At 62.5% G+C, this 13,662-nt stretch carries 8 protein-coding genes; 7 read left to right on the plus strand and 1 reads right to left on the minus strand.

Annotated features, from left to right (window positions below):
* The first annotated feature begins 32 nt into the window (after positions 1-32).
* From K1W69_RS03490 to K1W69_RS03520, 7 genes are all read left to right on the plus strand, one after another.
* Positions 33-1,028: a branched-chain amino acid ABC transporter permease gene (locus K1W69_RS03490; RefSeq protein WP_220226942.1), complete on the plus strand. Its 996-nt coding sequence runs from the start codon at positions 33-35 to the stop codon at positions 1,026-1,028.
* Positions 1,012-1,773, plus strand: coding sequence for an ABC transporter ATP-binding protein (locus K1W69_RS03495; RefSeq protein WP_220227814.1), 762 nt, complete (start codon positions 1,012-1,014; stop codon positions 1,771-1,773). Before K1W69_RS03490 ends, K1W69_RS03495 begins: the two co-directional genes overlap by 17 nt.
* On the plus strand, positions 1,766-2,488 hold the full coding sequence (locus K1W69_RS03500) for an ABC transporter ATP-binding protein (protein ID WP_220226943.1): 723 nt from the start codon (positions 1,766-1,768) through the stop codon (positions 2,486-2,488). Before K1W69_RS03495 ends, K1W69_RS03500 begins: the two co-directional genes overlap by 8 nt.
* Entirely contained in the window at positions 2,485-3,297 is an 813-nt protein-coding gene (locus tag K1W69_RS03505; RefSeq protein ID WP_220226944.1) for an SDR family NAD(P)-dependent oxidoreductase, read from the plus strand. The genes K1W69_RS03500 and K1W69_RS03505 overlap by 4 nt, the downstream gene beginning before the upstream one ends.
* 1 nt (position 3,298) lies before the next feature.
* On the plus strand, positions 3,299-4,819 hold the full coding sequence (locus tag K1W69_RS03510; RefSeq protein ID WP_220226945.1) for a class I adenylate-forming enzyme family protein: 1,521 nt from the start codon (positions 3,299-3,301) through the stop codon (positions 4,817-4,819).
* Positions 4,820-4,986: 167 nt separating this feature from the next.
* A complete protein-coding gene (locus tag K1W69_RS03515; protein ID WP_220226946.1) occupies positions 4,987-5,262 on the plus strand; it encodes an OB-fold domain-containing protein in 276 nt (91 codons plus the stop codon).
* Between the two features lie 34 nt (positions 5,263-5,296).
* Complete coding sequence (locus K1W69_RS03520) at positions 5,297-6,427, plus strand: thiolase family protein (RefSeq protein WP_220226947.1); 1,131 nt, start codon at positions 5,297-5,299, stop codon at positions 6,425-6,427.
* Between the two features lie 244 nt (positions 6,428-6,671).
* Here K1W69_RS03520 and K1W69_RS03525 read toward each other — a convergent pair whose 3' ends face one another.
* Positions 6,672-13,475 carry an autotransporter domain-containing protein gene (locus K1W69_RS03525; protein WP_220226948.1) on the minus strand — a complete coding sequence of 2,268 codons (6,804 nt, stop codon included), beginning with the start codon at positions 13,473-13,475 and terminating at the stop codon, positions 6,672-6,674.
* Positions 13,476-13,662 lie beyond the last annotated feature (187 nt).

Genomic DNA, 13,662 nt, shown 5'->3' on the forward strand with positions numbered 1-13,662 from the left:
CAGCCTTGTTCCTGATCCGAGATAGACAGACAATGACGACAATCGCACTTCCCGCCAGAAACGAGATCCGGAACAACGCAGCCACCGTGCTTGCCTTCGCCGCCGGCATGATTGCGCTGCCGTTCGTTTTCGGCAACGGCTACTATCTCAACACGCTCGTCTTCGTCGCCATTCTCGCCCTGCCTGCGCTGGGCCTGAGCCTGTTGAGCGGTTTGAGCGGGCAACTCGCCATTTCCCACGGCGCGTTCTTTGCGCTCGGCGCCTACGGCTCGTCCATTCTGGCGGTTCGCCTCGGAATAGACCCGGCGATCTCGACAATCCTCGCGCAATTCATCGTCGCGGCGATCGCAGCCGCGATCGGGGCCGTGGTGTTGCGGCTGCGCAGCCACTATCTCGCCATTGCGACCTTGAGCTTCGCCATCATTGTCGAACTGCTGATCGAGGAATGGTCTTCGGTGACCGGCGGCATGCAGGGCATGATCGGCATTCCGCCCTACGAGATCGCCGGAATGAGCCTGACCTCGGACAAGGCGGTGTACCTGGTTTACTGGCCGATCACGATCCTGATGCTGTGGTTCGCGCTGAACCTGTCCGTCTCGCGCGTCGGCCGCGCGCTGCGGGCGATCCGCGAAGGCGAGCCGATCGTCGACTCGCTCGGCATTCGGGCGGCCAACTACAAGATCGGCGTCTATGTCGTGTCTTCGGTTTTCGCAGGCCTGGGCGGAAGCCTGTACGCGCATTTCGTGGGTTTCGTGACGCCGGCCACCGGATCGCTGATGTTCGCGATCGACATCATCATGGTGCTGGCGCTCGGCGGGTTCGACCGCTTGTGGGGCGCGCTTGTCGGCGTCGCGTTGATTACGCTGCTCAACGAATATGCGCTTGGCTTCGCGGACTACAAACGGATCTTTCTTGGCGTGGCGCTGATCGCCGTGATGCTGGTTTTTCCGCGCGGCCTGCTGCCGGGGATCATCGATCTCGTCGGCAGCGGCTTGAGGAAGGGGGGCGCCGATGCTCGCCGCGCGTGATCTCGGCAAATCCTTCGGCGGTCTGACCGCCCTGCACAATGTCAGCTTCGACGTTGTGAAAGGCCAGATCAAGGCCGTCATCGGGCCGAACGGCGCCGGCAAGACGACGCTGTTCAACCTGATTGCAGGAACCTTGCGGCCGAGCGCCGGAACGATCACGCTGGATGGAAAGACCATATCCGGTCTCTCTGCTTCGGCGATCGGCGCCAGCGGCATCGCCAGAACGTTTCAGCAGCCCCAGGTCTTCCGGTCGCTGTCGGTGGCCGAAAACGTGATGCTCGGCGGTCACCGGTTCAACAAGGCCGGCTTTATCGCCTGCGGCCTCGGGCTTTCCTTCACCCGGCGCGAAGAGGAAGACCTGCACGCCACGGCCTCAAAATGGCTCGATTTCGTCGGACTTGCGGAGTTTTCGTCCCGCACGGCGAGCGAGCTCTCGCTGGGCCAGCAGCGCTATGTGGAAATCGCACGGGCGATGGCGACGGGCGCAAAGGTCATCCTGATGGACGAACCGGCCGCGGGTCTCGACGACACGGAGACGAGGCAACTCGGCGATCTGGTCAGGCAAATCCGCGCCACCGGCGTGACGGTTCTTATCATCGATCACCACATGGATTTCATCATGAGCATTGCGGACAGCATTCTGGTGCTCAACTTCGGCGAATGGCTGGCGGAAGGAACGCCCGAGGAGATCGTCGGATCGGAAACGGTGATCAACGCCTATCTGGGGAGCGTGGAGGATGCTTGAGCTTGCCAACATCTCCGTGTCCTACGGTTTCATTTCCGCCCTGAAGGACGTCTCGCTGAATGTCGACGAAGGCGAGATCGTCGCGTTGATCGGCTCCAACGGCGCCGGGAAATCGACCCTTATCAACACATGCGCTGGCCTTGTGCGTCCGGGCGGTGGCGAGATCAGGCTGCGCGATCGCGCCCTTTTGAAAACGCCGTCCTACAAACGCGCGGAACTGGGCATCGCCGTCGTGCCGGAAAACCGGCGCCTGTTCGGCGAAATGAGCGTGCGCGACAATCTGTGTCTTGGCGCCTTTTCGCGGTCGTCCATGGGACGCATGCCGGATCTGAAGCAGGATATCGAGATGGTTTTCGCCCTGTTTCCGCGCCTGGCGGAGCGGCAGTCGCAGCGGGCGATGACGATGTCGGGCGGCGAGCAGCAGATGCTGGCGATCGGGCGCGCCCTGATGAGCCGTCCGCAGATCATTCTCATGGACGAGCCTTCCATCGGGCTCGCGCCGAAAATCGTCGCCCGGATTTTCGAGGTCATCCGGCAATTGCGCGAGCAGGGCAAGACGATCCTGCTTGCGGAGCAGAACGCCGCGGCGTCGCTCAGAATCGCCGATCGCGCCTATGTGCTCGAGCTCGGCCGCATCACCATGCAGGGCAAAGCAAGCGAGCTGTGGGAACAGGACAAGATACGCAAACTCTATCTCGGGGAGAACAAGACGTGAAAGGCAAGGTTGCGATCGTTACAGGCGCGGGCGGCGGCATCGGCGCCGATGTCAGCAGCGCTCTGGCGGAGGCTGGATACGTGATTGCGGCGAACGACATCAATGCGGAGGCGGCGCAGCGCTGCGTCGCGCTGCTGCAGGGCAGGGGTTTCGAAGCCACGGCCTATCCCGTCGACATCGGAGATCCGGTCGCCGTGGACGCCATGGTCGCACAGATCGAGGAAGACCTCGGACCAGTGACCGCCCTCGTCAACAACGCCGGCGTTCCGGGGCCGTTCTCGCTTCTGGTCGACATGGACAACGATGTCTGGGACCGGACGCTGAAGGTTCATCTCAGCGGCTCGTTCTATCTCATTCGCGCAACCGCGCGGCGCATGATTGTCCGGCGCAAGGGCCATATCGTCAACATCGCCTCAGTGGCCGGGATGCGGGGCGTCGTGGGAAGCGCGGAATACGGCGCGGCCAAGGCTGGCGTGATGAACCTGACGATGACCGCGGCCAAGGAACTCGCGCCCTTCGGGATCACGGCCAACGCCGTGGCGCCCAGCATGGTGGGAACGACGATCAACACCGAGCTTCACGCCAAGGGAAGCCGGTTCATTTCCTCGGCGCTCGAAGGCACGCCCGACGGCTCTCTGGTCGCGCCGGAGAGGATTGCGGCGCTGGTTGCGTTCCTGTGCAGCGACGCCGCCGAGCACATCAACGGCGTGACAATACCCATCGACGGCGGCGCCAGCATCGAGATGGCCTCCGACGGCTATATGCGCCGAAGCCTTGTCAAGCGCAGCGCCACTTGCGGCGAGGTCTAGAATGCGGGTTCTGACTGACATTCTGGAAGAAGGCGCGGCGAAATTCGGCGATCGGACGGCGATCGTGTTCGGCGAACAAAGCCTGACCTACCGCGAACTGCTGGACGCGGTTTTGCGACTGACGGCGCGCCTGCAGAAACTCGGTCTTCAACCAGGCGACAAGATAGCGTTTCTCGATGAGAACAGCCTCGAGTTTCCGGTCGTCGTCTTCGCCGCAGCCATGGCCGGCGGCGTTTTCGTACCTGTGAACTTCCGCTTCGGCGCGGATGAGATCGCTTACGTCGTCAACGACGCCAGACCCGGATTGTTGCTGGTCTCTGCGACCTACAGGCCGGTGGCCGACCGCGCGCGCAGCGACTTCGCCGACGACGTCAAGGTGTTGGATGTACCGTCGGTGGCCGCATTGCTTGCCGCGTCCGACGCGCCGCAACCCGACCGTCCAACCATCGAACCGGACAGTCCGGCGATGGTCATGTATACGAGCGGCACGACGGGTTTTCCGAAAGGCGCGCTGCTATCCCACGGAGCCTACATCGCCAACATCAACGCCATCGCCGCCGCCGGAGAGCTTGCGGCGGACGACCGCGTGATGGTTTCGCTGCCGATGTTTCACAATGGCGGACTGATCGCCGTATTGATGCCAACGCTCAGTCTCGGCGCGCTGGCGGTGATCATGCCGAGAGGATTTGAGCCTGACGCGGTGCTGGCGGTTGTCGAGCGCCATTCCATCAGCGCCACGATGTGGGTGCCGACAATGCTGTCGATGCTCGTCAATTCCGATGCGATCGGATCCCGCGACGTCTCTTCCCTGAAGAAGATCTGGTACGGGTCTTCGCCGATTGCTCCAGGTCTTCTGGAACAGGTCCGAGCCGCGTTCGACGCTGATCTCTACCAGTTCTACGGCATGACCGAAACCGGCATGACCTCCGTTCTGACCCCGGACGACCATCGGCTTCACCCCCAGGGCACGGGCCGTCAGATGGACCCGGCAGAGCTGCGGCTGGTGGATGACAACGGAGACGACGCGCCGGTGGGCGAGGTCGGAGAACTGCTTTCCAGGCAAACGCCGCTCGGCATGACGGGCTATCTCGGCAACGACGACGAGACGGGCAAAACCGTGGTCGACGGGTGGATCCACACCGGCGACATGGCGCGAAACCTCGGAGACGGTTACTTCGTCATCGTCGATCGCAAGAAAGACATGATCATATCAGGCGCCGAGAACATCTATCCGCGCGAAATCGAGATTGCGCTGGCCGCCCATCCGGACGTGGCCGAGGTCGCGGTCTTCGGCATTCCGGACGCCGTCTATGGCGAGGCGGTGTGCGCAGCCGTCGTTCCCGCGCAAGGCGCTGCGCTGCAGCCGGATGACCTGGTGGCCTGGAGCGCGGCGCGCCTTGCCAGTTACAAGAAACCCAAGCGCGTGCTCCTTCTGGACGAACTGCCGAAAAACGCCGCCGGAAAGGTGCTCAAACACGCCCTCAAGGCGCCGTTCTGGCGCGTAGAAAAGCGAGCGATATAGCAATGCTGGATGAGAGAATCCTTGAAGGGCTGCGTCCTTTGCGAGAAGGGCTGTATGTATTCGAGGACGGTCGTCCCGTGGCCTTGTCGGGCGGGCGTTGCCAGCGATGCGGCAAGGTCTGTTTCCCGGCCCGCCGACAATGCGGAGACTGCCCGTCCGGAACGAGGATGCTGCCTCACAGATTGTCGACGGAGGGCTTTCTCTACACCTGGACTGTGGTGCACGTGCCTTCGGCGCTCGGTCATAAGCCGCCCTATGCCTATGGCTACATAAACCTGCCGGCCGACGGGACACGCATCTTTGCGCCGCTTGTCGCCGACAGCGAAACCGTCTGGAAGCCCAGCCTCTCCGTTTCGCTGATATTCGTTGAATCGCCGGCGCGCGAGACGCCCGGCGTGCTGAGCTACGCTTTCACACCAACAAGACGTGTCGACGATGTCTGAGCCCGGTCGCAAAGCATATGTATCGGGCGTGGGGATGACGGCTTTCGGTCGCCACGAGACGAGGACTATGACCGATCTCGGCTGCGAGGCCGTCACAGGCGCTCTTGAAGATGCTGGCGTTGCGCCCCGCGATGTTCAGGCTGCCTACTGCGGCAGCGCCATGGCGGCGCTCGTTCACGGCGAAACCGGCCTTGGCCAATCGGTTCTCATGGAGCTTGGCGTCAGAGGCATTCCCGTGGTCAATGTCGAGAACGCCTGTGCGACAGGCGCCACGGCGCTGCATCTTGCATGGCGCGACGTCGCCTGGGGCATTCACGACGTCGTTCTGGCGTTTGGCGTGGACAAGGCCGTCATGCCGAAGGGCACGGTTCTGAAAGCGGGCACGACGCAGTTCGAGGCCCAACTCGGTGACATCTTTCCGGGCACCTTTGCACTGATTGCCCGGCGGCACATGGAAAGCTACGGCACGACGCCCGCGCAGCTCGCCCGGGTGTCGGTCAAGAATCACGACAACGGCATGCTCAATCCGCTGGCGCAGTTCAACAAGCCGGTCAGTCTGGAAACGGTGCTTGCCTCTCCCATGATTGCAGAGCCGCTGACCTTGCTGTCGTGCTGTCCAAACAGCGACGGCGCCGCAGCGGCGATCGTCTGTTCGAAGGAGTGGCTAAGCCGCAGCGACAACGACGCCTTGCGTATTGCGGCGTCGGTGCTTGTGTCCGGAGACTACGAGCCGCTGCGCGACATGACCTGTTGGGACAGCGAAAAACGCTGCGTGAACCAGGCCTACGAGGACGCCGGTCTCGGCGTTGAAGACCTGGACGTCATCGAGGTGCATGACGCCTTCACGATTTCGGAAATCATTCACTGCGAGACGCTGGGGCTCTGCGCGCCCGGCGACGGCGGCGCCCTGATCGAGAGCGGCGCCACCAGTCTCGGCGGCAGCATCGTCGTCAATCCGAGCGGCGGGTTGCTGGCCCGCGGTCATCCGCCCGGCGCCTCGGGCCTCGCCCAGATCCACGAACTCGCGGCGCAACTGCGCTGCATGGCAGGGCGCCGGCAGATCACGGGCGCGCGCGTCGGGCTCGCCCAGATCATGGGCGGCAACAAGGCGAACGACGCCCAGGCCTGTGCGGTTCATATTCTGGTGAACGACGTTACATATTGAGTTTCGAAAGGGCGGTCGAGCCGGTTGGCGGAAAGCGTCGCGATCCCCGATGCGTCGTTGACGAGGCGCTTGAAGGAGGAGTGACTGCCACTGTCCTGCAGGTTCGCCATGAGGGCAGGGGAGAATTGGCAGACACGCCCTTAACGAACGGGATCATGCTCACTCCGGCAGAACGCGGAACTCCAGCCGGTGAAGATCATCCGGCAACGCAGAGACAGGCATCTCCTGCTTCGCTGAGGCGGTCTCAAAACGCCAGGTTCAGGCTGATGCTGGCCGCATGGTTCTGCTGTTCGCTGTTGAACAGCCCGTCATAGTTCGCCCGCACCTTGAAACTGTCGCTGACGGGAACGGCGACGCCCGCGCCGAGCCGGAACCGGTTGCGTCCGGCATCGGGGCCGAGGACCGAGAATGCTGTCGGGCTGCCCTCGAACACCATGGTCTGTGTGGGCACGACGTCGGCGAAGGCGTATTCCCAGAGCGCGCGCACCTCGAAGGTCACGTCTCCGGCGCCGGTGGGCATCGTGTGCTGCAGCGCGAGACCGAGGCCAATGTCGAACTGCGTCCAGCTTTCCGAGAGGCCCGTCAGATTAAGCGCGCCCGCGCCGGTTTCGGAGAAGTCGCCATGTCCGGACCAGCCGGCGTCGACCGTTGCAATCGGCGACAGCGTCGTGCCGGCGGCGATGGCGAAGCCGTAGGCGGCCTCGCCGGAAAAGCCGAATGTGTTCGTCCAGTAGTCGGTTTCGGCCCTGCGGTTGATGTCGCCGAAGGCAATTTGCCGTGTCGTCGACACGCTGCTGCCGAGATAGGCGAGCGAGCCGGAAAGGCTCCACGGGCCGTTCGCCCATCCGCCGTAGACGCCGATCTGGAAGTTGTCCGCCTCCATGGACGACAGACGCGCGTCCACCGTCGCGCTGCTCCTGGTATACCCGAGGCCGAAGCCGGCGAAGGCCTGGCCCCGCGCAACGTCCAGCGAGTTCTCGTAGCCGCCGGCGATGCCGGCCGACCACCAGTCGAGCGTAGCGGCGTTTCCGTCGCTGTCGATCGATCCGCCGCCGCCGAGCGGCGCAAGCCAGGCCTGGCCTGCGGAGGCGTTTGCCGATGCGTCCTTGCCGAAGCCGTGTGTCGCCGTCATCGTGTCGGTGAGCCCGGTGTTCATGACGCCGGCCGCGCCCTGCTGACGCAGCAGGCGGCTGAACTGCGAGAAGGTCTGATTGATGACATGCTGCGCGGAGGCGTGGATCTCGCCGGAAGAAACATCGAAGGCCTGGCGCACCGCTTCCACGCCGTTCGGCGCCAGCGACAGCTTCACGATTTCGTTGAAGACGGTCAGGGCGTCGCCTGTCTGCGCCATGTTCTGAAGTCCGCTTGCCGCCTGGAACTGGTTGTAGGTGTTCGCAAGGCTGGTGAACGGAATGTCGGCGACCAGCATCAGGTCGACATAATCGGCGCCGTAGAGCACATCGGCGCGGATCAGCGAGAAGGGCTGGTTGTAGAGGAAATCGGCATTGCGGATGACGCCGGCCTCGGCCTCGACGATGCGGTAGGTCTCGCCGTCGGCATAGCTTGCCTCGGAATCGAGCGCCACGATGTCAAGCGCGCCGCCGTTGATGGTGGCCGTTCCCGTGGCCGCAATCAGGTCGGCCTCGTCGGGCGCCGCGATCTCGACCTCGTAGACCGACCCGGCGTTGAAGACGACGTCGCCCGCAACATTGATCACGCCGACCGAATTGCCGGGCGCGACTGTTCCGTCGATCACCAGCCCGCCGACCGTGCCATCGCCTTCCAGCCGGCCGTCGGGGCCGACGGTCATCGCCATGTTGGCGAGCATCGCGTTGTTGACCAGCGTGCCGCCGGCGACCGTGAAGGGACCGGCGACGGCGTTGGTTCCGGTGAGCGTCCAGACCGAGGCGTCTTCCTTACCGAAGATCTCGAAATCGTTGTACTGGGTTCCAATCAGCGCCACATCGAAGGTCTGTTCGCCTTCGCCGCCGAGGAGGAACCGGTCCTCGCCGTCGCCCGCCTCGACCGAGCCGATGACGACGCCCATCGGCTGCAGTTCGAAGATGTCGTCGGTCGCGCCGGTGTACTGGACCGCAACGCCGACTGCGCCGTCGGCGCTCTCGATCAGGCCGTTGTTGGAGAGATTGCCGACGACCGGGTCGCTGACGGTGAAGGTTCCGTAGAGAATGCCCTCATTGTGGACGGCGCGACCGCCTTCGCCGGTGGCGACCAGATTGTCGAAGGAATTGATGAACCCGTTGACGATGGTGTGGTTTGCCGTCGTCGCGCCTTGATTGGCGACGCCATCGAGCGTCAGCGTCGTGTTCTTGCCGATGACGAGAGCGTGGGCGTTCATGCCTTCCGTGGATACGGAAACATCGCCGATGGCGAGCGTATTGTCCATGTCCACGCCGGGGAGTTCCGTACCCAGCCCTTCGCCAAGCACGAGGCCGTGCGCCTCGTCGCCGGTGGTCGTGATCTCGATCTCATCCAGGATCGTGAGAGAATCACTGCCTTCGACCTGGCTGCCGAAATTGACGACGATGCCGCGCGATCGGTCGCCCGATGTCGTGACATCCATATTGTCCAGCAGCAAGTTTGACGAAATGTCGGTGGAGTCGACGCCGAGCCCGTGGATGATGACGCCGTCGGCGTCATCTCCTGTGGTTTCAACCGAAACGAAATCCATATCATTCGTGAAGGTGGAATTTGACGCGGTCGATGGCGATACGCCATAAAAACCTGCGTCGCCGAGGATGACGCCGGCCGATCCCGAGCCCGATGTGGAAACCGAAACACTTGTCAGACTGCTGACAAAAGTGCTGCCGCTTGTTGCTGAAGGCGACAATCCGGCCAAAACCGGAACAATCATCAGACCGGCCGAATTGTCCCCTTGGGTGCTCAAGGTCAAATTCAATGCATCGAAAGCCGCAATGCTGTTGTCGGCCCTGACGCCGATATGCGTCGCCGCGTTGGAGTTGTCGCCCACGGTGGAAATGTCGAGGTTTGACAGTTCGAGCGACGTTGAGCCCGACTCAACCCCACCATGAAAGAGCCCCGGCGAGTCGTCGCCATGTGTGGCGATGGTCGTTGCGTTTAGAGTAAAACTGGAGGCGGATAAAGCGCCCAGACTGCCTATATACAAACCGGCGCTGTTGTTTCCCTGCGTCGTAAGGTTGCTGTCGAAGAGATCGACGGTGCGCACCGAATCGAAGCCGCCGTCTTCGACGTGGAGCGCCGGCGCATCGTCGCCTTGGGTATTGATTGTTACGTTTTCGAGGAAATAGCTATCGGACGACGTTTCACCGTCATCGACCTGAAAGACGAGACCGCCCGAGCCGTCGCCGGAGGCCTGGAACGCGCTGTCGAGAACGACGGCGTTCAGGATCGACGACGAGCCGCGCGTGACATCGAGCAGCGTGGCGTCGTCGCCTCCCGAGGCAAACGACGTGCCCTCGGCGAAGAACAGGACATCGCTGGAGTCACCGACATGCAGACTGACGACTTCGGAACTGTCGCCGTGCGTGCCAAAGCTCGTGTTCTCCGCCGACAAGTTTATGCTGGACTCGTCACCGAGATCGACGTCGATCAGCGTCGCGTTGTCGCCTTCGGTGCTCAGGGCAGGGCCGGATTGCGGGGTGAGGTCGGCGAACGACAAGGTCGCTGTCATCGGACCGCCAGGGCTGTGCACCACGATGCCGCGGGAATTGTCGCCTGTCGTGTTCGCAGCCACATTCTCGAAGCTGACGGAGGCTTCCGTGTTGGGTCCGCCCGCGCCGAGCCCATAGACGACCACGCCGTCGGCGTCGTTGCCTGTCGTAGAGACCGTGACATTGTTCAGATCGTAATTGACCGTGGTGTCCGGTACGGTCGGAACCGGCCCGTCATAGAGGCTGGCGTCGCCAATGATGACGCCGGTCGAGCCGGCGCCCAGTGTCGAGACAGTCAGGTTTTCCAGAGACACGACGCCGGTGCTGCCGCCCGTGGCGCCGGAGAGCGGGACGGCGAGCAGGCCCACCGAGTTGTCGCCTTCGGTGGTGAACGTGGAGTCGATGATCTCGATTCCGGAAAGGCTCATATCGTTATCGACGCCCAGTGAAATCAGGGCGCTGGAATCATTGCCGAACGTGGAAACTGTGAGATTGAATATGACGAGGGATTTGACCGAATCTCCTCCCGAGCCGCCAACGAAGATGCCTGTCGAGTTGTCGCCTTGTGTAAAAGTTGTCATATCCCCGATAGCCACTTCAATGGCAGAGTCTTGGCCGAGTTCACCTATGTGTACGCCACCGCTGTTTGCGCCACTTGTGGAAATGCTGCTGTTAAAGAACTGCGTAACGCGAACGGAGGAATTGCCGCCGTCTTCCAGATAGAATGCCGGTGCATCGTTGCCCTGTGTCTCGATCGTCACGTTGTCGAGAAAATGGGTATCGGTTGACATGTCTCCTTCGTTTACCCGAAAAACGAGCCCACCCGATCCGTCGCCGACGGTTTCGAACGTCGTGTTGAGGGCAGTTACATTCATGATGGAGTTCGAACCGCGCCTGATCTCCAGGAGCGTCGCTTCGTCGCCCTCCGAGGCAAACGATGCACCTTCGGCGAAGAACAGGACATCGCTGGAGTCACCGACATGCAGACTGACGACTTCGGAATTGTCGCCGTGCGTGCCGAAGCTCGTGTTCTCCGCCGACAGGTTTATACTGGACTCGTCACCGAGATCGACGTCGATCAGCGTCGCGTTGTCGCCTTCGGTGCTCAGGGCCGGGCCGGATTGCGGGGTGAGGTCGGCGAACGACAATGTCGCTGTCATCGGACCGCCAGGGCTGTGCACCACGATACCGCGGGAATTGTCGCCTGTCGTGTTCGCTGCCACATTCTCGAAGCTGACGGAGGCTTCCATATTGGGGCCGCCCGCGCCGAGCCCATAGACGACCACGCCGTCGGCGTCGTTGCCATCTGTAGAGACCGTGACATTGTTCAGATCGTAATCGACCGTGGTGTCCGGCACGGTTGGCAGCGGCCCGTCATAGAGGCTGGCGTCGCCGATAATGACGCCGGTCGAGCCGGCGCCCAGTGTCGAGACAGTCAGGTTTTCCAGAGAAATGACGCCGGTGCTGTTACCGGTCGAACCGGACAGCGGGACGGCGAGAAGACCAACGGAATTGTCGCCTTCGGTGGTGAGCGTTGAGTCAACCACGCTGAAAACAGCGACGCTGCTGTCATTCGCCACACCGAGGAGGGTTGCGGCGGCGGAGTCGTCGCCAACCGTCGAAATATCGACATTGGTCAAATTTGCGGTAACTGCAGACGAGGCGCCAGCGCCGCCGAAGAACAAGCCGTCGGAGCTGTCGCCCTGTGTTGCTATGGACGTATCCGTTACCGTCAGTTCACTGGCCGAGCTCTCGCCCATGCCGCCGACAGTGACAGCCGGACTGCCGCTGCCCTGCGTTTCGAAGGTGCTGTCGATAATTGCTACGGTGCGCAGCGAGGAGTCGCCGCCGTCTTCCACATAGAAGGCCGGGGCGTCGTGGCCCCGGGTATAGATCGTCACGCCATCGAGGTAATAGTTGTCCGTTGACGTATCGCCGCCGTCGACATGAAATACGAGACCGCCTGACCCATCGCCGGAGGTCTGGAACGCGCTGTCGAGGACGACGGCGTTCAGGATCGACGACGAGCCGCGCGTGACATCGAGCAGCGCAGCGTCGTCGCCTTTCGATATCAGTGTGGAATTCTGCAGGAGGAGAAGCAGGTCGCTGCTGTCGCCGACCGAGAGGTCGAACACGCCCGATCCGTCTCCGCGCGTGCCGAAGCTGGTGTTCGCGCCCGCAACGTTCAGGCTCGAGGTGTCGCCGAGATCCATGTCGACAAGCGCTGAGTTGTCGCCGCTCGTCTGCAGACCCGGTCCGTTGCTGGAACTGATGTCGTCGAACTGCACCGTGGCCGTGGAGCCGCCCGCGCCATGCATGAGGATGCCGGCGGAATTGTCGCCGTAGGTCGCGATCATCGGCCGGCCTTCCGTCGCCCCCGATCCGTCGGCTTCGAAATTGAAGACGCTGTTCGCGCCCGGGCCCATGATTGCGGGGGAATTGTCTCCGACTGTATGGATGCGCGCGTCGTCGTACATCAGCACGTCCAGCGCGGAATCGCCACTTGCGGCGCTGATGGCGGGAGAGCCTCTGCGATGGGCGACGATGGCGCCGTTGTCGAGTTCGACGGCGAGCGAACCTGTGCCGTCGAGCAGGATGGCGGGCGCGTTCGTCCTGATGGTTTCGACAGATCCACCGTCGGAAATCGAAACACTGAGCGCGCTGTTCTCGACGGAGCGGATCGCCGCCGCGCCGTCCGAGATGATCCTGCCGCCGCCGACATCGACGCGGTTTACACCGTCGACTTCCCCCGATGCCGGCGGCGGAGGAACGATCACCGAACTCACGATAAAATCGGTGATCGCGTTCATGGCCCGGTCCGCCATTTTCGCCTTGTTGACGGTTACCTTGGCGGTCGTCTCGTGGATTGCGGTTTGCAGCGCGTCGTTGCTGGTAAGACCGAGGTCAATCGTGGCGTCCGACGGCGACGGACCGGCGATTCTGTTGTGATCGGCGATCAGACTTCCAGGCCGCATGTAGATATAGGCGCCGCCGCCGAGTTGGACGGAGGGACTGCCCAGGGTCCGAAGTTCGGCGTCTTCCCCGAAATTGATGGTCACGCCTTTAGCGTCGGGCGCTATGATCGGGTCGGATTCCGGGTTCGGAGATCCGGCGCCGCAGGTCACCGTATCGCCCGTTTGCGGCGCAGTCGCGTCACAGGCGGCGAGCGCCGGCGACGGCGCCGCGCCTATTGCCGCGGCCAGTGTGAAGATCGAAACGCCGGCCCAGGCGATCGCCCGGACGTTTCCGCCTGCTTGTACGCATCCCGCATTGATGATCATTTCCCGGTCCCCCGACAGGTGGTCATGTTGATTGCTTCGGCATTCGACACCGAGGCTCGCCTTGACCAGACGATCGCGCAGCTCAGGCGTATTCGCGTCTATGAAACTGGCGACCACGCCTGCAGTCTGCGCTCGAAATTTCCCGGATTTGGCGCGCTTCGATTCGTATGGAATCGTATTGGAGCAGGCGCTGAAACGTCAATCGATGCACATGTTTTCATTATGAAAAAATGGGCGCCGGAAAAAGTTTACGCGTAGAAAATAAAGTATAAAATGTAATGATTTACGAATTCCTGTGGAGCCT

Origin of the sequence: Flavimaribacter sediminis, assembly GCF_019492055.1 — a bacterium.
GTDB lineage: Bacteria > Pseudomonadota > Alphaproteobacteria > Rhizobiales > Rhizobiaceae > Flavimaribacter > Flavimaribacter sediminis.

Coding starts and splice junctions, on each gene's coding strand:
- K1W69_RS03490 (WP_220226942.1), top strand. CDS start 33: ATGACGACAATCGCACTTCCCGCCAGAAACGAGATCCGGAACAACGCA.
- K1W69_RS03495 (WP_220227814.1), top strand. CDS start 1,012: ATGCTCGCCGCGCGTGATCTCGGCAAATCCTTCGGCGGTCTGACCGCC.
- K1W69_RS03500 (WP_220226943.1), top strand. CDS start 1,766: ATGCTTGAGCTTGCCAACATCTCCGTGTCCTACGGTTTCATTTCCGCC.
- K1W69_RS03510 (WP_220226945.1), top strand. CDS start 3,299: ATGCGGGTTCTGACTGACATTCTGGAAGAAGGCGCGGCGAAATTCGGC.
- K1W69_RS03515 (WP_220226946.1), top strand. CDS start 4,987: ATGCTGCCTCACAGATTGTCGACGGAGGGCTTTCTCTACACCTGGACT.
- K1W69_RS03520 (WP_220226947.1), top strand. CDS start 5,297: ATGACGGCTTTCGGTCGCCACGAGACGAGGACTATGACCGATCTCGGC.